Origin of the sequence: Methylobacillus arboreus (assembly GCF_020532725.1) — a bacterium.
Lineage (GTDB): Bacteria > Pseudomonadota > Gammaproteobacteria > Burkholderiales > Methylophilaceae > Methylobacillus > Methylobacillus arboreus.
Genome location: NZ_JAJAVC010000007.1, coordinates 98,963 through 117,694 on the forward strand (window position 1 = coordinate 98,963; position 18,732 = coordinate 117,694).

General features: G+C 53.3%; 19 protein-coding genes. 11 read left to right on the forward strand and 8 right to left on the reverse strand.

Translation table 11 applies throughout. The features are described 5' to 3' along the window. Nucleotides 1-56 precede the first annotated feature (56 nt). Both LG198_RS10480 and LG198_RS10485 read left to right on the forward strand, forming a co-directional pair. Nucleotides 57-668, forward strand: coding sequence for a superoxide dismutase (locus tag LG198_RS10480; RefSeq protein ID WP_230343132.1), 612 nt, complete (start codon nt 57-59; stop codon nt 666-668). A gap of 18 nt (nt 669-686) precedes the next feature. Beyond that, the gene (locus tag LG198_RS10485; protein ID WP_230343133.1) at nt 687-1,589 is read left to right on the forward strand and encodes a ZIP family metal transporter; all 903 of its coding nucleotides are present in this window, start codon (nt 687-689) and stop codon (nt 1,587-1,589) included. A gap of 15 nt (nt 1,590-1,604) precedes the next feature. Here LG198_RS10485 and LG198_RS10490 read toward each other — a convergent pair whose 3' ends face one another. Next, nucleotides 1,605-2,111, reverse strand: a complete 507-nt coding sequence (locus tag LG198_RS10490) for a C40 family peptidase (protein WP_230343134.1) — start codon at nt 2,109-2,111, stop codon at nt 1,605-1,607. 160 nt (nt 2,112-2,271) lie between these two features. On the opposite strand from LG198_RS10490, the gene LG198_RS10495 reads away from it, so the two are divergent. From LG198_RS10495 to LG198_RS10520, 6 genes are all read left to right on the forward strand, one after another. Continuing rightward, nucleotides 2,272-2,613, forward strand: coding sequence for a class I SAM-dependent methyltransferase (locus LG198_RS10495; RefSeq protein WP_230343135.1), 342 nt, complete (start codon nt 2,272-2,274; stop codon nt 2,611-2,613). A 22-nt stretch (nt 2,614-2,635) separates the two neighbouring features. Beyond that, nucleotides 2,636-4,315, forward strand: coding sequence for an ABC1 kinase family protein (locus tag LG198_RS10500; protein ID WP_230343136.1), 1,680 nt, complete (start codon nt 2,636-2,638; stop codon nt 4,313-4,315). Nucleotides 4,316-4,564: 249 nt separating this feature from the next. After that, nucleotides 4,565-5,986 (forward strand): circularly permuted type 2 ATP-grasp protein, encoded by a 1,422-nt coding sequence (locus LG198_RS10505; RefSeq protein ID WP_230343137.1) that lies wholly within the window; start codon nt 4,565-4,567, stop codon nt 5,984-5,986. Nucleotides 5,987-5,990: 4 nt separating this feature from the next. Further along, nucleotides 5,991-6,941, forward strand: a complete 951-nt coding sequence (locus LG198_RS10510; RefSeq protein WP_230343138.1) for an alpha-E domain-containing protein — start codon at nt 5,991-5,993, stop codon at nt 6,939-6,941. A gap of 26 nt (nt 6,942-6,967) precedes the next feature. Then, nucleotides 6,968-7,759 (forward strand): transglutaminase family protein, encoded by a 792-nt coding sequence (locus LG198_RS10515; RefSeq protein WP_230343139.1) that lies wholly within the window; start codon nt 6,968-6,970, stop codon nt 7,757-7,759. 187 nt (nt 7,760-7,946) lie between these two features. Beyond that, on the forward strand, nt 7,947-9,164 hold the full coding sequence (locus tag LG198_RS10520; protein WP_230343140.1) for a hypothetical protein: 1,218 nt from the start codon (nt 7,947-7,949) through the stop codon (nt 9,162-9,164). Here LG198_RS10520 and LG198_RS10525 read toward each other — a convergent pair. Beyond that, the gene (locus tag LG198_RS10525; RefSeq protein WP_230343141.1) at nt 9,161-9,367 is read right to left on the reverse strand and encodes a hypothetical protein; all 207 of its coding nucleotides are present in this window, start codon (nt 9,365-9,367) and stop codon (nt 9,161-9,163) included. The genes LG198_RS10520 and LG198_RS10525 overlap by 4 nt on opposite strands. A gap of 438 nt (nt 9,368-9,805) precedes the next feature. Between LG198_RS10525 and LG198_RS10530 the strand changes: the two genes are divergently transcribed. Continuing rightward, nucleotides 9,806-11,725: a peptidase U32 family protein gene (locus LG198_RS10530; RefSeq protein WP_230343142.1), complete on the forward strand. Its 1,920-nt coding sequence runs from the start codon at nt 9,806-9,808 to the stop codon at nt 11,723-11,725. Here the strand turns inward: LG198_RS10530 and LG198_RS10535 are convergent. Continuing rightward, on the reverse strand, nt 11,722-12,342 hold the full coding sequence (locus LG198_RS10535) for a TetR/AcrR family transcriptional regulator (RefSeq protein ID WP_230343143.1): 621 nt from the start codon (nt 12,340-12,342) through the stop codon (nt 11,722-11,724). The genes LG198_RS10530 and LG198_RS10535 overlap by 4 nt on opposite strands. A 119-nt stretch (nt 12,343-12,461) precedes the next feature. Between LG198_RS10535 and LG198_RS10540 the strand changes: the two genes are divergently transcribed. Together LG198_RS10540 and LG198_RS10545 are read left to right on the forward strand one after the other, a co-directional pair. Next, nucleotides 12,462-13,205, forward strand: coding sequence for an SDR family oxidoreductase (locus tag LG198_RS10540; protein ID WP_230343144.1), 744 nt, complete (start codon nt 12,462-12,464; stop codon nt 13,203-13,205). Between the two features lie 12 nt (nt 13,206-13,217). Beyond that, nucleotides 13,218-13,448, forward strand: coding sequence for a DUF2798 domain-containing protein (locus LG198_RS10545; protein ID WP_230343145.1), 231 nt, complete (start codon nt 13,218-13,220; stop codon nt 13,446-13,448). Here the strand turns inward: LG198_RS10545 and LG198_RS10550 are convergent. The 5 genes from LG198_RS10550 to LG198_RS10570 form a co-directional block, all read right to left on the reverse strand. Continuing rightward, nucleotides 13,445-13,582 carry an AraC family transcriptional regulator gene (locus tag LG198_RS10550; RefSeq protein ID WP_230343146.1) on the reverse strand — a complete coding sequence of 46 codons (138 nt, stop codon included), beginning with the start codon at nt 13,580-13,582 and terminating at the stop codon, nt 13,445-13,447. The two genes, LG198_RS10545 and LG198_RS10550, sit on opposite strands and share 4 nt — an antisense overlap. Nucleotides 13,583-13,642: 60 nt before the next feature. Beyond that, nucleotides 13,643-13,942 (reverse strand): DUF1971 domain-containing protein, encoded by a 300-nt coding sequence (locus LG198_RS10555; RefSeq protein ID WP_230343147.1) that lies wholly within the window; start codon nt 13,940-13,942, stop codon nt 13,643-13,645. Next, nucleotides 13,939-14,934: a 2-hydroxyacid dehydrogenase gene (locus LG198_RS10560; protein ID WP_230343148.1), complete on the reverse strand. Its 996-nt coding sequence runs from the start codon at nt 14,932-14,934 to the stop codon at nt 13,939-13,941. Before LG198_RS10560 ends, LG198_RS10555 begins: the two co-directional genes overlap by 4 nt. A 447-nt stretch (nt 14,935-15,381) precedes the next feature. Beyond that, complete coding sequence (locus tag LG198_RS10565) at nt 15,382-17,469, reverse strand: TonB-dependent siderophore receptor (RefSeq protein WP_230343149.1); 2,088 nt, start codon at nt 17,467-17,469, stop codon at nt 15,382-15,384. A 168-nt stretch (nt 17,470-17,637) separates the two neighbouring features. Continuing rightward, nucleotides 17,638-18,678, reverse strand: a complete 1,041-nt coding sequence (locus LG198_RS10570; RefSeq protein WP_230343150.1) for an aldo/keto reductase — start codon at nt 18,676-18,678, stop codon at nt 17,638-17,640. Between the last annotated feature and the right edge of the window lie 54 nt (nt 18,679-18,732).

Genomic DNA, 18,732 nt, shown 5'->3' on the forward strand with positions numbered 1-18,732 from the left:
ACTGCGACAGCTAAATTCAATTTCTCTTTCCATTCAAAATTCTAAGGAGTGAAATAATGGCGTATACACTACCCCCCCTCGATTATGCATACACGGCGCTTGAGCCGCACATTGATGCCCAGACCATGGAAATCCACCACACCAAGCATCACCAGACCTATATCAATAACGTCAATGCTGCATTGGAGGGCACCCCTTTTGCTGATGAGCCGGTAGAGGCGCTGGTGGCAAAGCTCGATAGCCTGCCAGAAAACCTGCGCGGTCCGGTGCGTAATAATGGCGGCGGTCATGCCAATCACAGCCTGTTCTGGAAGGTGCTGTCCCCGAACGGTGGTGGCGAGCCTACTGGTGCTTTAGCGGATGCCATCAAAGCCGACATTGGAGGTTTTGATGTATTCAAGGAAGCCTTTACCAAAGCCGCGCTGACACGTTTCGGCAGTGGTTGGGCTTGGTTGTCTGTGACACCTGAGAAAAAACTGATCGTGGAAAGCACTGGCAACCAGGATAGTCCGCTTTCGCATGGCAATACGCCCGTCCTTGGGCTGGATGTATGGGAACATGCCTATTACCTGCGTTACCAGAACCGTCGTCCGGAATATATTGGCGCATTTTACAATGTCGTCAATTGGGATGAAGTTGCACGTCGCTATCAGGCAGCTTTGTCCTAATAAGTACTGGAACTTTGCATGAACTTCCCCTTCATGATCGCTAACAGCCGGCAAAAGATATGGCTATGGGCGATTGCCCTGGCTGGTCTGGGCGTCATTCTTTTGCTTGTACAGCTATTAGGTGACTGGGGGCAGGCGGCCTGGGGCGTACCCCAGGTACGCGATGCTTTTTGGGGAGGTTCAGCAGCAGCATTGGCAACAGCCGCAGGGACGTTGCCAGTATTGTTTTGGAAGCAGTTGCCGGACCGTATCATGGATACGCTGTTTGGCTTTGGGGCGGGCGTCATGCTCGCTGCCAGTGCTTTTTCTTTGATTGTTCCGGGCATAGATGCCGCGCAAGCGCAGGGTGCGAGTCCTTGGGGTGCAGCTTCCATGGTGGGCATCAGCATCGTGATTGGAGCGGCATTATTACTGGCGCTGGAGCGCTGGGTGCCGCATGAGCATTTCATCAAGGGAATCGAGCGCGAAAATACCGTTGCGCTGAAACGTACCTGGTTGTTTGTCTTTGCCATTGCCTTGCATAACGTGCCTGAGGGGTTGGCAATAGGCGTTGGTTTTGCCGGAGGCGACGTGGTGAGCGGTAGCGCATTGGCAACCGGTATTGCTATTCAGGATATTCCTGAGGGTTTTGTTGTCGCGATGGCGTTGGCTGTCGTTGGTTATTCACGCCGGACGGCGATTATCATCGGTATGGCGAGTGGCTTGGTTGAGCCTGTCGGCGCAGTGCTTGGCGCTGCGATTGTCAGTTCTTCTGCGGCTTTGCTGCCGTGGGGGCTGGGCGTTGCTGCAGGAGCGATGTTGTTTGTCGTCAGCCACGAAATTATTCCCGAATCCCATCGCAAGGGTCATGAGGTATTTGCCACCAGCGGGCTGATCGTCGGCTTTGTGCTGATGATGATGCTGGATACCGCCCTGGCTTAGGCGATTATTGCAAGCTTAACGGTTGCTTTCTATACGGCGGGCACCGTTGAAGCGTTTGGCCCAGTAATTCTCTGACATGTCGACCACCTGTACACCGCTGCCGGAGCTGGGAGCATGGATGAACTTCTGGTTGCCCAGGTAAATCCCAACGTGCGAGAAAGCGGATTTCAGCGTGTTGAAGAATACAAGGTCCCCCGGTTGTAACTGTTCCTGTGACACCGGTTGTCCGATCTGGCTGATGGCCTTGGCACCATGCGGCAGGGTCATGCTGGCGGATTGCTGGAAAACGTAGCGGACAAAACCACTGCAATCAAAGCCGGTTTCCGGAGACTTGCCGCCGTAGTTGTATTTGATTCCGGTCAGGCTCAGGGCGTTAATGAGTACCTCGTGCGCCGTATCTGCCCAGTGGCTGCCAGTTTCCACATTTTCTTGCTGAAATTGCCGTGCATGGCTAATCTCCCCAGCATATGCATGGGGGCTATTCAACAGCAGTAGTGTGGTCAAAATGGCAGGTAATCTCATTATTTTTCCGATTTTATTAGTTTGTTTTCGGTTGTGTAAACCAATTCTTTAGTTTTGCTGAAACTGAAGTGCCATGAAACCTGTCTTGCCAAGAAGGAGCGGAACCATCATTTGCATGGTGTAGAATGACTCTATCAACGCTGGAATAGGGCATGCCATCATGAACCCAAGCACTTATCCACTGATGCAAAAACTAAAGACGGATCTTGAGGATGCAAGAAGGCGAGAGATGTTGCATCACCTGAGTCCTGAAGAAATGGAACAAACCCTGGCGGAATATGCCCGGCATTTGAAGTTGGGTTCGCGTGAGCGCGCGCGCCTGATGGCGGAATCCATTGCCAGAAGGATTCATGGTACCGGTAGCCGCCTGAAGCGTGCGGGCAAGCAGGCAGTCAAGCATGTAGGCTCAAAGGTAGCGCATGCTGCCAGCCACAAGCTCATGGAGGTTGCCGCCCGTATTGAACAGCGTGCCAAGCGCCTGGATCAGGACGAACAAAACTAACCAGATTTTTCCCGGGAAGATTATGCTGCGTGAAACAATTTCGGTAATGCGTGATTTCAAGCGTGTGCGTGCGATTGCCCGCATTCTCATGTATTACGGCTGGGGAGATATCGCTGAACGTTTGGGCAAGCGTAGCTGGCTGCGCCGCGCAGGCAATGCGCTCAACACTGAAGCCTCTCGCGAGATCATGCAATTGCCTTCTGAAGTGCGCGCGCGCATGGCATTGCAAGAGCTGGGACCGACTTTTGTCAAGATGGGCCAAGTATTAGCAACGCGCCCGGATATTTTCCCGCCTAACTGGATCACTGAGCTTTCCAAGCTCCAAGACCAAGTGCCGCCGGTGCCATTTGAAGAAATGCTGCCCGGCTTGCAGGAGGCGCTGGGCAAGTCGCCTTTTGAAGTGTTTCGTGATTTTGATACCGAACCCGTGGCAGGTGCCTCGATTGCCCAGGTGTACCAGGCCAAGCTGCAGGATGGTACGCCAGTTATCCTGAAATTGCGCCGTCCCGGAATACAAGAGCGTATCGATGCGGATTTGCGTCTTTTACATCATCTGGCACGCTTGGTTGAAGCGGAAGTGGAAGAAGCGCGGCGTTTCAACCCGATGGAGATCGTCGACCAGTTTTCCAAGTCATTGAAGCGCGAGCTGGACCTTGCGCTGGAAGGGCGCAATACCGAGCGTTTTGCCCGTAACTTCCTCAATGACAAAACCACCAGTTTTGCGAAAATCTACTGGGACTACACCAGCGAAGGTGTGCTGGTGATGGAACAGATCAACGGCATTCCCGGCAATAGCCTGCAAGAAGCCCGCGAGGCCGGCATGGATTTGCCCCTGCTGGCAGCGCGCGGGGCCGATGCCGTCATGAAAATGGTGCTGATCGACGGCTTTTTCCATGCCGACCCGCATCCGGGCAATATTTTCTTCCTGCCGGAAAACAGGATCGCCGTGATCGACTGCGGCATGGTGGGGCGTATCAGCATCGACCGGCGAAACGAGATTGCCGATCTGCTTGCCGCGTTGGTGGCGCGTGACATTGATACCCTGCGTGACATCCTGATTACCTGGGCAGGCAATGTGGTGGTGGATGAAGACAAGCTCAGCGCCGATGTGGATGAGTTTATCTGCACCTATGACAATGCCCCGCTCAAGCACATCAGTTTTGGCATCCTGCTCAACGACCTGACCACCATCATGCGCGAGAACCATTTATCGGTGCCGCCAGACCTTACCATGCTGTTCAAGGCGTTGATTACCCTGGAAGGCTTAGGGCGCCAGCTTGACCCGGACTTTCAGATCATCAGTCACCTCACGCCCTTTGTCAAAAAGATCATCATCGATCGCTATATGCCGCGCACGCTCTGGCGCAAGGGAACACGCGGTCTCAGCAAGACCATTGGTGCCATGGGTGATTTGCCTGGCGACGTGTCCCAGGTATTGAAAGAAGCCGGGCGTGGCAGGCTTAAACTCAACCTGGACTTGAAGCGCCTGGATCATTTTGGCCACCAGCTTGACCATAGCACCAATCGCCTCACCATGGCGTTGATTACAGCCTCGCTGATTATTGGGTCCTCCATTGTCATGACGGTACGCGGTGGTCCGGAACTGTTTGGCCTTCCTGCATTTGGCTTCTTGGGCTTTTTCCTCGCCTTTGTCATTGGTATCTTGCTGATGATTTCCATCTGGCGCTCAGGCAAGGATTAAGCGCCTGTTTATGATCATTTCAGGGAGTATGTTGCCCTGTCATGGTAGTAGATGCAAGGCGCAACCCGAAGGGCATAGTCCTAAAATGCGCCCGTTCTACGTCGCTTTCTGGTTTGGGCCGCGCACCAATACTGCCCAGGTTGGGTGCACTATTTTGGTGCAGTTCTAGTCTCTTGCCTATTCATCCATTGTTAATGGACTGAATATCAATGATTTTTTACTTGGCATGACCCTTGCGAGAGTAATTGCATGGATACTGCAGTTAAGAAACTTTTTGATGAGATGTACCTGCAAGATGAGGCGATTCGGCCGATTTATGCCGAATATGCTTCCTGGCTGGAGGGCGTGCCGCACCAGCAGCTAGAGAGCAAACGCCAGGAAGCTGAACTGTTGTTCCGTCGGGTGGGGATTACTTTCAATGTCTATGGCGAGGACGCTGGCGCCGAACGCCTGATCCCGTTCGATGTCGTGCCGCGCATCCTCTCTGCCAGCGAGTGGTCACGCCTGTCAGATGGGGCGATCCAGCGCGTCAAGGCGCTGAATCTGTTCCTGCATGACATCTATCATGATCAGGAGATTATCAAGGCAGGCATCGTGCCTTCGACAATATTGTCCAACTCCCAGTACCGGCCCGAGATGTTCGGCGTGGATGTGCCCAAGGGCATTTATGCCCACATTGCCGGTGTTGACCTAGTGCGTACTGGCGAAAATGACTTCTACGTGCTGGAAGATAACCTGCGTACGCCTTCCGGTGTTTCTTACATGCTGGAAAACCGCAAGATGATGATGCGGTTGTTCCCTGAGTTATTCCGTCGCTATCCGATTGCGCCGGTCGAGCACTATCCGCAAGTGCTGCTGAACAACCTGCGTGCTGTAGCACAAGCCGGCGTGCATGAACCCACGGTCGTGTTGCTGACGCCTGGCGCCTACAACAGTGCCTACTTCGAGCATGCCTTCATTGCTCAGCAAATGGGGATAGAGCTGGTCGAAGGGCAGGACCTGTTTGTCAGAAACAATGCTGTTTACATGCGCACTACCGAAGGGCCGAAGCGCGTGGATGTGATTTATCGCCGCATTGACGACGACTTCATTGATCCCCTGAGCTTCCGTCCGGACAGCATGCTAGGCGTCCCCGGCTTGCTTTCGGTCTACCGCAATGGTGGCGTGACTTTGGCCAATGCGGTGGGCACCGGTGTGGCGGACGACAAGGACACCTATATCTACGTCCCAGAAATGATCCGCTTCTACCTGGGCGAGGAACCTATCCTTTCCAATGTGCCGACCTACCAGCTTAGTAAGGAGGATGATCTTAAATACGTATTGGCTCACTTGGCTGAGCTGGTAGTGAAAGAAGTGCAGGGGTCGGGCGGTTATGGCATGTTGGTGGGGCCAGCAGCCAGCAAGCATGAGCTTGAGGAGTTCCGTCAGCGTATCCTGGCCAATCCGGCCAACTATATTGCCCAGCCGACCCTGGCGTTGTCGACCTGCCCGACGCTGGTGGAAAAAGGCATTGCCCCCCGGCATGTGGACCTCAGGCCGTTTGTTCTGTCGGGGAAAACGGTGAGCTTGGTGCCTGGAGCACTGTGCCGCGTAGCCTTGCGTGAAGGCTCCCTGGTGGTGAATTCCTCGCAAGGTGGCGGCACCAAGGACACCTGGATTTTGAAAGATTGATGCCATGTTAAGTAGAACCGCAGATCATTTGTACTGGATGGCGCGTTATATTGAACGTGCCGAAAACATCGCACGCGTACTGGATGTGACCTACAACATGTCGCTGGTGCCCAATGCCGCGCAAACCGAGTCTGACCTCTGGGAGCCTGCCTTGCAGATTGCAGGCGGCATCGAGGCTTATCGTCGCGACTATGGGGAAATTACCGCTTCTGGCGTAGTGCGCTTTATGGCGATGGACACGCAAAATCCTTCCAGTGTCTATTCTGCATTGCGCAGTGCACGCGAAAATGCACGCTCGGTGCGCGTGACGCTTTCTGCCGAAACCTGGGAAAACATCAATGCCTTGTGGCTGGAGTTTGGGCAGTTCCTCGGTCTGGACCTGATGCAGAAAGGGCTGGGCGAGTTCTGCGACTGGGTGAAATCGCGGTCGCACCTGTTCCGTGGCGTAAGCTTCGGCACCATGCTGCGCGACGATGCGTTCCGTTTCCTGCGTCTGGGGACGTTTATTGAGCGGGCTGACAACACGGCGCGCTTGCTGGATGTCAAATATCACTTGCTATTGCCCGGCGGCGAAGAGGTCGGCGGCGCGGTGGATTATTACGAGTGGAGCGCGATATTGCGTGCCGTATCGGCATTCCAAGCCTACCAGAAAGTATTCAGCGATGCGATAGAACCCTGGAAAGTCGCAGAGTTGCTGGTGCTGCGTGAAGACATGCCGCGCTCATTGCATGCCTGTTTTTCTGAGATTACCCCGATTCTTGACCAGTTGAGCGGCCGGCATAGCAGTGAATGCCGCCGTCTCGCCGGGGAGCTGCACGCGCGTTTCCGCTATGGTCGCATGAACGACATTTTCCAGGAGGGCCTGCACGAATTCCTAGAGGATTTCATTTTTTCCAACCACAATCTCGGCGCCGAGATCCAGCGTACCTTTTTGAATGCGCCGAGCCATGTATAGAGCTTGAATGACCGGAGTCTACAACCATGCAGCTCACTATTAATCACCGTACCCATTACCTTTATACGGATATCGTCAACTACACCATCCAGCAGCTGCGCCTGACGCCACAGGACGGCTTCGGGCAGCGCGTCAGGCGTTGGGAAATCCGTGTGAATGGTCATCTGCAGCGCCACGATGATGCTTATGGCAATGCCGCCCATCTTCTGGTGCTGGATACCCCGCACGAGGAGATCAACATACTGGCGACTGGGGAAGTGGAAACCGGATTGGACACCCCGCCTGCCCACGACATCTTGCCACGCGAGATTTATTTGCGTGCCACTTCCTTGACGGATACTGACGAAGCCCTGCGCAAGTTTGCCAGTCAGTTTCCGCTAAAGCATTTCGGTGGGCAGGCACTGGATGACATGGTGCATGCGATCGTGGAGCAAGTGCCTTATAACCGTGGCATCACTAGTGTCGATACCACGGCGGCAGAAGCATTCCGTAGCGGTCATGGCGTGTGCCAGGACCATGCCCATATCTTTATTGCCTGCTGCCGGTATCTCGGCATTCCCGCACGCTATGTGAGCGGATACCTGTTCACGGATGATGGCAGCTTGATGGAAAGCCATGCCTGGGCTGATGCCTGGTTGCCGTCAGGTTGGGCGAGTTTTGATATCTCCAACCGTTGCCGCACCAATGGCGTGCATATACGGCTTGCAACAGGGCTGGATTACCGTGATGCATGCCCTGTGAGCGGAATGCGGGTGGGGGGCGGGTTGGAGACGATGACGGTGGGTGTACACGTCGACCAACTCCAATCCCAACAATGATCGCGGTTCAGAAAGCATAGCTGGCGGCGTTGCAACCACTTGCCGTACTTAGTGTACTGTCTGCGTGTTTGCGCCTTGCCAGCTATGCTTTCTGAACCGCTCATGTTTGGGCGCTAAAATGAAAACGTGAGCGAGGAACTCGCTCTAAAGTAAAGTCTTGTAAGTGGTTGTCATGTAAGGAGAAGGCATGAGTTCACTGCAGTTTCCCCGCTATGGGGATAAGGAAAACTCGCCGTTTTTCGAGGAATATCTCGTCAAGCTGCTGGAAGAGCGCGATGCAGTGGGTCTGACGGGCATGGTGCACGAGATAGACGCGCTAATGATCACGGTTGATCCCGGGCATTCTGCCAAGTATGTCGGAGAGCTGTGCTTCATGACGTCATATCACTACCTGGTGACGCTGGAGAGCGAATCGCACTGGACGCATGTTTTGCGAATTGACCTGGATTCGCCGGATATCCTGATCCGCGAAGTGAAGGATCCCAACCTACGCGGTATTTTCCGCAGCCTCAACGAAATTTACCCGGTGGGCGCGAAAAAGCCGAATAGCCGTTACATGGGGGAAATCATCCGTGTGGATAGCCTGCATGATGTAGTCAAGTTGCAGCAGTCGCGTGAATTCCGCTTCTTTAGCCAGGATGAGCTGCGCAAACTGGAATTGCCCGGCAATTTGGCCGTGAGCAAGCCCTCGCCCTACACCCACAATATCGTGGCATATCTCGAACGCAAGCCTGATGAAATGCGTGTATACGCACTCGGGATGAGTCGTATCGACCCGGAAATACAGCTGGTATATGAGGCAGCCAAAGGCTTACAGGAGAAATTGCAGATCAGTGACTTATTGTTGCCAATCGATCACCTGGCAACCCGTGTGTATAGTCAAAACCGCGAAGTTGCGATTCTGGAATACCTGTCCTGGTCCAGTTATTACTTTTGGGGCGCTTACAACATCTTTGACCAGAATTCCTCGACCAACGTCACCAAAAGCGCACACGGCTTGCCGGAGTCCAAGAGCCCGGCCAAGGTGTTCACTGCCAACAATACGCCTTATTTTGTGAATCACCTTGAGAAACTGCCTTCGCCCACCGAGACTTTTGTGCGCAACTACGGGCCGCGCTTGCACCACATTGCCATTGCCGTCAGGGATGGCGAGCGGGGCGGGCTGGAGCATATCGAGTTCGCGGTCAATGCGATTGCCTCGCAGGGCCAGGGGTTCCTGCTGGACGTGATCGGCTCGCGCGAAGAAGGCTTGAAGCAGATATTCTCCAACGCTTCCGAACATTCGTCCTTGATTGTGGAGTATGTGCAGCGCTTTGGTGATTTCCAGGGTTTCTTCACCAAGGATAACGTGGCCGTGCTCACCGAAGCCGCAGGGCGTGAAGAAGGGGTCAAGGCCGGCGTTTAGTCGTTGCCGACGCCCAGTTTTTTCGCTACCGACAGGGTCAGCAGCGATGCCACAAACAATGCTCCCAGTGTCATGAAGCTTTTGTGGATGAAGTCCGAGTCCTTGACCCAGTCCCAGATCATGGCAATCCCCAGCAGCAGGCTGGCGAGAATGCAGAGTATGCAAATGGCGAAGCAGATATTGCGTATGGTGTTGATGCGCATTGAAGCGTCTCCTTATTGTATTGCGTTGCACTCAGAGCCTGTTCAATATCATTTCATAGGACACGCATGGCTCCAAAACGCGTCCGATCAAGGCGCAGTCCGCAGGTAATGCCCATTGCCTTGCCAAGGACTGCAACGCGAAGCGGGCGCGTTTTGGGGCCATGCCTTTCGGGTTGTCCCGGCAACGCAGCCGCTGCTGCGTTGCAAATCCTCGCCGGGCAATAAGCCCGTCTGCGGTTTGCGCCTTGCTTCGACTACCCTGCCGGGACAACGTACCCTATGAAATGACATTGAACAGGCTCTAAGCATCATACCTCAGGCGGCGGAAAGTGGTTCTATCACGTTGATGCGCCTGGGCAATCCGTCTCAAACCCTTGCGTGATTGTGGTATATTGCGCATCCTTTTATACCGAACATCCTCTCGCTGTTGGTAATGCCATGACCCAAAGCCGCCGCCATCTTGAATTGCTCGCGCCTGCGAGAAATGCCGATTACGGCATTGCCGCGATCAACCATGGTGCCGATGCCGTCTATATCGGCGGCCCGGCATTTGGTGCTCGTGCCAAGGCGGAAAACTCGATAGAGGATATTGCCCGGCTGGTCGCCCATGCGCATCGCTACCATGCCGAAGTGTTCGTGGCGTTCAACACCATTTTTCATGACAACGAGCTTGAAGCCGCGCGCCAGACGGTCTGGCAATTGTATGACGCAGGTGTGGATGCATTGATTGTTCAGGACATGGGTCTGTTGCAGATGGACATTCCTCCCATCCAGTTGCATGCGAGCACGCAAACCGATATCCGCACCGTGGAAAAAGCCGTATTCCTTGACCAGGTCGGTTTCACCCAGATCGTGCTGGCGCGCGAGATGGACCTCAACACCATCCGCAAGGTCGCTGCCGCTACCAGTTGCAATCTTGAATATTTCATCCACGGCGCGCTTTGTGTTGCGTTCAGCGGCCAGTGCTACATCAGCCATGCCCACACCGGGCGCAGCGCCAACCGCGGCGAGTGTTCGCAGGAGTGCCGCCTGCCTTATACCCTGGAAGACAGCCAGGGGCGCATCCTCGCCAAGGACAAGCATTTATTGTCCATGAAGGACAACGACCAGAGCGCCAACCTGCGTGCATTGGTCGATGCCGGCGTGAGCGCCTTCAAGATCGAGGGGCGCTACAAGGATATTGCCTACGTCAAGAACAGCACGGCTTATTACCGCCAATTGCTCGATGAAATCCTCGAAGATAACCCACATTACCAGCGGGCGTCTTCCGGGCGTGCGATATTCAGTTTTGTGCCGCAACCGGAAAAAACCTTCAACCGCAGTACCACGGAATACTTTCTGCATGGTCGCGGCGAGGATGTCGGCGCGTTCGATACGCCAAAGTTCGCAGGCGAGGAAGTCGGCCGTGTGACCAAGGTTGGGCCGGACTACTTTGAGGTGGAAACCACGCTGGAGTTGCATAATGGCGATGGCGTGTGTTTCTTTGATGTGCACAAGGAATTGTCCGGCATGCGCATTAACACCGTGCAGGGCAAGCGTCTGTACCCGAATGAAATGCCCGCCGACATGCGCCGCAACATGATGGTATACCGCAATCGCGACCAGGCCTTTATGCGCCTGATGGAAAAAGACTCCGCCCAGCGCAGGATTGATATCGAGATGATCCTGCAGGAAACCCCTGACGGGTTTGCATTGAGTGTGCAGGATGCAGATGGTTTCATGGCCTATGCCCAACTTGGTGCCGATAAACAGGCTGCGGAACAAGCAAGCAAGGCAGAAGCCAGCATCCGTGAGAATCTTGCCAAACTTGGCAATACGGAGTTTAGCACCAAGTCCATTACCCTCGACCTTAATTCCTCCTGGTTCCTGCCTGCATCAATGATCAACCAGCTCCGCCGTGACGCCATCGCCCAATTACAGGCAACACGCCTGCTGGGGTATCAACGCCCGCAGCCGGGCAAGCCTGTGGAGCCGCCAGCGCAATATCCCCAGGACACGCTCAGCTATCTTGCTAACGTCTACAACAAGAAGGCGCGCGAATTTTACGAAGCGCACGGCGTCAAGGCGATCACTGCTGCATATGAGGCGAATGAAGAGCTTGGCGAGGTGCCGGTGATGATCACCAAGCATTGCCTGCGCTACAGCTTTGCCATGTGTCCGAAGGAAGCCAAGGGTGTGATCGGCGTGCAAGGTACAATTACCGCCGAACCCATGACGCTGATCAGCGGCAAGGACAGGATCAGCCTCAAGTTCGACTGCAAGCGCTGCGAGATGCATGTGATGGGCAAGGTGCGCAAGCCTGTCCTGCAGATGGCGCCGCCACAGCCGGTCCAGTTTTTTGCCAAGCGCCCGGTCTAGTTAGCCCGCTTTCCCGGCCAGTGGGCCAACACTGTCCTGGCCACCTCCAGCAGTGATTCTTGGCTAGCTCCGCTGGTGGCCTGAATGCTCATCCCTTGATGGACAGTTGCGACGTACTTTGCCAGGGTAGCAGGATTGGTTCCGGCCTCTAGTTCGCCTTCATCATGTGCTTGCTGCATTCTCGCTGTCAGCGCTGTTTCAAAGGCCTGTCTGCGTGAGATAAGCATGTTTTTTATTTGTTCGCTTTCCTTGCTGCAACTCAATGCGCCCATATTGACCATGCAGCTATGTGGTGAATTAGCGGCGGTCAGGAATTCAGCGCTTTCCAACAGCAGTTTTTCTACCACACGGTATGCGGTTGGCTCATTGAGTGCAGCAGCAACAAATGCGATGGGGCCGGAGACATATTTCTCCAGGGCTTTCTCGAACAAGCTTTCCTTGCTGCCGAATGTTGCATATAGGCTTGGCTTGTTAATGCCCATTGCCGCAGTCAAGTCAGCCATGGAAGTGCCTTCATAGCCATGCGCCCAGAAGAGCCGCATTGCAGTTTCTAGTGATGCAGCTGGGTCAAACTTGCTCGGGCGCCCTCGACCTTTCTTGATGCTGTTGTTTTCCATCAGTCTATCCTTCTGAGAGTTTTTAATATTGTACCATTTGGTTAAAAAATATTTGACACTTGGATTTGCTTGACCGTATTATTTATTTACCAATCGGTAAATAAATAAGGGAAATTATCATGAGTCAAGTGGAAAATAGGGTTGCATTGATTACTGGAGCCAATCGTGGCATTGGTTTTGAGACAGCAAAGGAGTTGGGCGCGCAAGGGGTTAGGATTGTGCTGGCGGTGCGTGACTTGGCGAGTGGGGAAGATGCTGCCGCAAGGCTGAAGGCGCTTGGCGTGGATGCCAGTGTGGTGGCTTACGAGGCCGGGAAGCCGGGAAGTGCACAACTTGTGGCGGCGTATCTTGAACAGCACTTCGGTAAACTGGATATCCTAGTGAACAATGCTGGCGTATTGAAGGAAAACCTGATTGGAGGCAATAACAGCAGCCAGGTCGAAGGGCAGGTATTGCGAGATACTTTCGAAGTCAATTTCTTTGCCGTGATCGAACTGACCCAGGCCCTGTTGCCGCTGATCAAGCGCTCACCTGCTGGGCGTATCGTCAATCTCTCCAGCATCCTGGCCTCGCTTAGCCTGCACAGTATGCCTGACTCGCCGATTGAACAGGCAAAGAGCGTGGCCTATAACACTTCCAAGACGGCACTCAACGCTTATACCGTACATCTCGCGCATGAGTTGAAAGATACCGGCATCAAGGTCAATGCCGCTCATCCTGGCTGGGTCAAGACCGAACTGGGTGGGGCACAGGCGCCGATGGAAGTCGATGGCAGCGGCAAGACCAGTGTCCAGCTTGCTATCCTCGATGCGACTGGGCCGACGGGTGGCTTCTTCCATGATGGCGAGACATTGCCCTGGTAATGCAGGCCACGCATGAGAATAAACCGCAAATACAAGCTGCCGACCTTTGCCGTGTTCATGTCGGCCAGCACCTCGCTGATTGTGTCCGCGACCATCCTCTGGTTGCGCGGGGTGCCGGGAGAGGTGTTCTTGGCGCAGTGGCTGCAGGCATTTACCAGTGCCTGGCCGGTGGTATTCGCGGTCATCCTGTTATTGGCACCGCCTATCGACAGGATGCTGGAACGTGTAGTGGATTGGAATTAACGTTCCAGGGCGCGATAGGCGCGCAGCGAGAGGCCGAAGGATTGCTTGAAGCTGCGGCTGAAGTGGGCCAGTTCGCCAAAGCTCCAGTAGTAGGCGATGCTGGCAACGGTCTGTTCGTGCTGGGCAGGTTGCATGCCTGCACTTTTCCAACCTGCACTGCCAGACATAACGCACGAAGCAGCAGAAGCCAATTATTACAGAGGAGCCGCATGATAAAACTCAACGTAAAACCTGCCGGGGATGCCGAATTCCACCCAATGCACAATCTCCGGTTCTATGACGATATGTTCACCGGCATCAGCAATTGCCGATGCTTCATGCGGAGAAGCCAGGTGGTAGATGACCTGGCCTTCCAATACATGTAGCAGTCCCCAGACGCCGGGCTTGGTCGAGTGCTGTGATTGCAGGGCGGCAGGCAGGTTGTCAGGCGTGAATTCCGGCGTTCGCTTGTAGGCTTCCAGTCCGCGGGGCAGTTGAGTAGGAATCTGGCTCATGTTTCCAGCTTCACCAAGTTTTGTGGCCTACCTTCAGCCCAGGCAACGATGTTGTCAAGGGTGGTGCTAGCAATGGCATCCAGCGCTTCATGTGTGAGAAAAGCTTGATGCGCGGTGATGATGACGTTGGGAAAGGTCAGTAACCTTGCAAGCACATCGTCCTGCAACGGGAAATCCGACAAATCCTCAAAGAATAAATCCGCTTCCTCTTCATAGACATCCAGGCCCAGATAGCCCAGGTGCCCGCTCTTTAAAGCGTCAATCACGGTAGGCGTGTCTACCAGTGCGCCACGACTGGTATTGATGAGCATGCTGCCACGCTGCATGCGGTTAAGCGCACTTTCGTTGATCAAGTGGTAAGTGGCCGGGCTCAGCGGGCAGTGCAGGCTCACGATCTGCGATTGCGCCAGCAACTCATCCAGTTCCAGGTAACGCACCCCCAGGGCTTCTACCTCCGGGTTGGGATAGGGATCGTAAGCAAGTATCTTGCAGCCGAACCCAGCCATGATCCTGGCAAACGCCGTCCCAATTTGCCCGGTACCAATGACACCTACGGTCTTGTTGACCAGATCAAAGCCAGTGAGACCACGCAGGCTGAAATCGCCTTCGCGCGTACGGTTGTAGGCGCGGGTGAGGTGGCGATTGAGTGCGAGGATAAGCGCCACGGTATGCTCGGCAATGGCATGTGGCGAATAGGCTGGCACGCGGACGACTTCTAGCTTGAGTGTGTGTGCGGCCTCAAGATCAATATGGTTGTAGCCGGCCGAGCGAAGCGCGATCAGTTTGGTACCACCCGCCGCCAGTGTTTCCAATACCGGGGCAGACAAATCGTCATTGATAAAGGCACAGACAACTTCTGCGCCCGCAGCAAGCACCGCTGTATCTGCTGTTAGCTTGGGTTGCTGGAATACGAATTCCGTATTTGGAGACCTGGGTAATGCGAGAAAGCTCTCGCGATCATAAACCTGGGTACTGAAAAAGACGATGCGCATTGGGCTTCCATGAGTAAAGGATGTGTTACCTAGTGTCGCATAGGCATATGGCTTGATTAAAACATCAATCCGAACTGGATGCCAAGGCCATGGTAAATATCAGGAAAAACAAACCCCTCCCGCAAGGGGAGGGTGGATACATCCAGTAGTCAGGGAAATGTGCTGGCGAATGTACTTCGCTTCGAGTTGTTATTGCAGTAGCCCTAAAATTTTTAGGCCTTCTACTAGTAATGACACGCGAGAATGAAAAAAGGACACTCTTGTAAAATAATATTTTCATAAGATATTATTTTTATTGTAATTTTTTCTGGCCCTGAATTGCCGGGAGGCAGAAGGTGAAATATTGTCAGGAATCGCTTCAACTTAGCGATTCCACGCTGGATAAATTGCTGCGGGCCGATTTGATTGTGGCAGGATGGCAGGTATGAACTATCATCCCGTTTTCGCCTACCAGTGGTAGCTGAGTTGCGCATCTACGGTGCGAGAGGTGCCGTAGTAGCACAAATAATCGCAGACACTCAAGTACTCTTTGTTCAGCAAGTTGTAAACATTGACTTGTAGATTCCAGTGATCGGAAACAGGATAACTTGCTACTGCATCTACCAAGGTATATGACGGTATCGTTTCATTAGGATGATACTGCTCATCTTTTGTGCTGCCGTTATAACGCACACCAATGCCCAGCTTCAGGCCTTTCAATATTTCTCCTTCTGTTTTTCGATAGTCAATCTGAGCTGAAAACTGGTTGTTTGGAATTAAGGCGCCGCGCACAGTGCCCGTATCCGTATCTTGTCTTACATGGTTGCGTGTGTAATTCAGGCGGGTAGAAAAATTATCGTTGAGTGTTAGATCAGATTGAATTTCAAACCCATTGTTGGTGCGCTCACCTGACTGTACTTGTGATGTGCCCGTGGAAACTAAGGCATTTTTTTCCTTGAGGTTGAAAGCTGCCAGGTTAATACTGCCTTTAAGCCACTCAGGTTCAATCTTGATTCCTGCTTCATACTGCTCTCCCTCATAAGGAATGTAAGCCTTGCCGTTGGCATCTGTACCAAGAATAGGTCTGAATGAAGTAGAGTAGCTCAGATAGGGTGCAATACCGTTTTCTGCTCGGAACATGATGCTTGCATTATAGGTATTCTTATCGTTATCACCGGTAGTACGGGCATTATTAGCCAAAGCGCTCGTTTCATAGTTATCCCGGCGAATGCCTAAATTGACCAATATCGCATCGTTCCAATTAAATTTGTTGGAAAGATAAAGTCCGGTTTGCTTATGCCTAATTTTGTCTCTGGTGACTGGATAGGTGGGTGGCGCTCCATATTGCGGGTTGAACATGTCGATATTATCTATAGTGGCGGCAAAGCCATTACTATCAAAATCAATGCGGCTGCGTTGATAGTCCAACCCTAACAAGATGGTATTTTCGATATCACCTACGATGAAACTTTTGCTCAGGCGGTTATCCACCGTGTGGACGCTGGATTCACCATCGCGGAAAGTCAGGCTGCGCCCGGACTCTCTGTCATTTGATACGTTGCCATTTGCGTAGACACTGAGCAGATAATTGTCCATCTTGCCATAGCGATAGTTCTGGCTGAATTTCAAGCGGTTGCCGAAATCATGGCTGAACTCGTATCCTAGAGAATATTGTTTGCGTTCGAACCGGTCTATTTCTGGTTCTCCAAGATTGGTGTCGTAACCAATTTTTCCATAGCCGGTACGAGTAAGCGTGCCTAACGCTGGCATGAAAGTACTAGTGGGAGTTCCCTGTTTTTTCAGAGTGCTAGCCAGTATCGTCAGGCTGGTGCGATCGGTGATGTCCCAGGCGATACTGGGAGCGAAGTAATACTGTTCCATGCCCGTGTGATCTTGGGGAAAGTTGCCTTTGGAATACAGGCCCACCAGGCGGTAGCGCACGCCATGTTCCTGGCTCAATATTCCATTGTAATCACCGCTGATGGTTCTCCGGCTGAAATTGCCGATGCTGAAGCTGACTTCACCCTGCTCAATGTCTTTGGGGCGCTTGGATACTAGGTTGATGGTGCCGCCAGCGTCGGTAGCGCCATAATTAAATGAGTTTGCTCCCTTTAAGACTTCAACCTTTTCCAGGCCATAGATTTCCTGTTCCCATACGAAGAAGCCGTTGTTGGCGACAGAAGTGCCGTCCAGCGTAGTATTCGCATCAAAACCACGAATTTTGAACCAGTTACTTTTATTGTCTGGACCGAATTGTTGACTGAGAATACCGGTTTCATAGAGCAGCAGGTCGTCTAATTTCTTGTTCGCACCTATTTCTTTGATTCTAGACTCATCAATGATGGAAACGGACTGCGCCGTGGATTTAAAGTTATCACCAGTCTTGTCCGCGGAGCCCACCACAGTGACGACAGGAAGCGCGACTGGATTGAGTTCCTCATCGGAATTTTCCTGCGCATAAACCAGTTGAGGGCCTTGAAATACACCAGCCATGAGCAACAATTGCATGGCAAGTTTGAGCTTGGGGAATAAGGCTGTGCTGACGTGATGATGCATTTTGTTTTTCTTCCCTGGATTGCTTCTAAATGACTTTATCGGATTGGGTTATTGATTATCATTTCTATTATGTGGCGAAGTGAGGATGTTGTAAACCCTTGTTAATACAGGAAGTATCAACAAGGGTGGCAGGAGTGGTTCCCGAAATGGCGATAGGGCTTGGGAGGCTTAAGGGGCGGGGTTCATGTAGCGTAAGTGAATATTTTCGATAGCCTGTAGAAGTTCTGGGGCAAGCGGTTTCTGCCATGCGCTGATGTTTTCTTGGAGTTGCGCCAGGCTGGTAGCACCGATGATGGTGCTGGTGACGAACCAGCGATGGTAGACAAACGAGAGCGCCAGTTCGGTAGGTGTAATGCCATGCCTGCGGGCGAGTTCCGCATAGGCGGCGCTAGCTAGTGTGACGTTGGGTTTTGTGTAGCGTTGGGCATAGCCTGGGAACAGGTTGACGCGGCCCTTGGCCTGCGGATCGTCGATGTATTTGCCGGAGAGGTGACCGAAGGCAAGCGGGGAATAGGGCAATAGGCTCACTTGCTCGCGGTAGACGATTTCTGTCATGCCGAACTCGAAGCCGCGGTTGAGCAGGCTGTAACTGTTCTGGATAGAGGCGATGCGCGGCAGGCCATATTGCTCGGATATGCGCAGGAATTCCATGACGCCCCACGGCTGTTCGTTGGACACGCCGATATAGCGCACCTTACCTTCCTTCACCAATTCGGCCAGGGATTCAAGCTGATTGTGGATGGAAACCCAAGTTTTGGTTTCCTGGGATGGGTCGAACTGGTATTGCCCGAAAATCGGCACGTTGCGTTCCGGCCAGTGGATTTGGTAGAGGTCTAGGTAGTCGGTTTGCAGCCGCTTGAGCGAGCCTTCGATAGCGGCGCGTACATTGGCGCGGTCTACCGCGGACGGGCCGCCGCGTATCCATTCCAGCTTGCGGTTGCCGCCTGCGACCTTGCTGGCGAGGACGATCTTGTCGCGAGGCTGTTTTTTGAGCCAACTGCCGATGATGGTTTCAGTGCGGGTCACGGTTTCGGCCTTGGGCGGCACCGGATACATCTCTGCGGTATCGATGAAGTTGATGCCTTGCGAAAGCGCGTAATCGAGCTGGGCATGGCTCTCGGCTTCGGTATTCTGGTCGCCGAACGTCATGGTGCCCAGGCAGATGGGGGAAACATGGAGGTCGGATTTGCCTAACTTGCGATATTCCATTTGACTGGCCTGAATCTTGAACAAAAAACTAAAGTGTACGTCATTTTGCGTAGA

Bases quoted from the DNA above. Each gene is read 5' to 3' on its own strand.
- LG198_RS10480 (WP_230343132.1), top strand. From the start codon at position 57: ATGGCGTATACACTACCCCCCCTCGATTATGCATACACGGCGCTTGAG.
- LG198_RS10485 (WP_230343133.1), top strand. From the start codon at position 687: ATGAACTTCCCCTTCATGATCGCTAACAGCCGGCAAAAGATATGGCTA.
- LG198_RS10490 (WP_230343134.1), bottom strand. From the start codon at position 2,111: ATGAGATTACCTGCCATTTTGACCACACTACTGCTGTTGAATAGCCCC.
- LG198_RS10495 (WP_230343135.1), top strand. From the start codon at position 2,272: ATGAACCCAAGCACTTATCCACTGATGCAAAAACTAAAGACGGATCTT.
- LG198_RS10500 (WP_230343136.1), top strand. From the start codon at position 2,636: ATGCTGCGTGAAACAATTTCGGTAATGCGTGATTTCAAGCGTGTGCGT.
- LG198_RS10505 (WP_230343137.1), top strand. From the start codon at position 4,565: ATGGATACTGCAGTTAAGAAACTTTTTGATGAGATGTACCTGCAAGAT.
- LG198_RS10510 (WP_230343138.1), top strand. From the start codon at position 5,991: ATGTTAAGTAGAACCGCAGATCATTTGTACTGGATGGCGCGTTATATT.
- LG198_RS10515 (WP_230343139.1), top strand. From the start codon at position 6,968: ATGCAGCTCACTATTAATCACCGTACCCATTACCTTTATACGGATATC.
- LG198_RS10520 (WP_230343140.1), top strand. From the start codon at position 7,947: ATGAGTTCACTGCAGTTTCCCCGCTATGGGGATAAGGAAAACTCGCCG.
- LG198_RS10525 (WP_230343141.1), bottom strand. From the start codon at position 9,367: ATGCGCATCAACACCATACGCAATATCTGCTTCGCCATTTGCATACTC.
- LG198_RS10530 (WP_230343142.1), top strand. From the start codon at position 9,806: ATGACCCAAAGCCGCCGCCATCTTGAATTGCTCGCGCCTGCGAGAAAT.
- LG198_RS10535 (WP_230343143.1), bottom strand. From the start codon at position 12,342: ATGGAAAACAACAGCATCAAGAAAGGTCGAGGGCGCCCGAGCAAGTTT.
- LG198_RS10540 (WP_230343144.1), top strand. From the start codon at position 12,462: ATGAGTCAAGTGGAAAATAGGGTTGCATTGATTACTGGAGCCAATCGT.
- LG198_RS10545 (WP_230343145.1), top strand. From the start codon at position 13,218: ATGAGAATAAACCGCAAATACAAGCTGCCGACCTTTGCCGTGTTCATG.
- LG198_RS10550 (WP_230343146.1), bottom strand. From the start codon at position 13,582: ATGCAACCTGCCCAGCACGAACAGACCGTTGCCAGCATCGCCTACTAC.
- LG198_RS10555 (WP_230343147.1), bottom strand. From the start codon at position 13,942: ATGAGCCAGATTCCTACTCAACTGCCCCGCGGACTGGAAGCCTACAAG.
- LG198_RS10560 (WP_230343148.1), bottom strand. From the start codon at position 14,934: ATGCGCATCGTCTTTTTCAGTACCCAGGTTTATGATCGCGAGAGCTTT.
- LG198_RS10565 (WP_230343149.1), bottom strand. From the start codon at position 17,469: ATGCATCATCACGTCAGCACAGCCTTATTCCCCAAGCTCAAACTTGCC.
- LG198_RS10570 (WP_230343150.1), bottom strand. From the start codon at position 18,678: ATGGAATATCGCAAGTTAGGCAAATCCGACCTCCATGTTTCCCCCATC.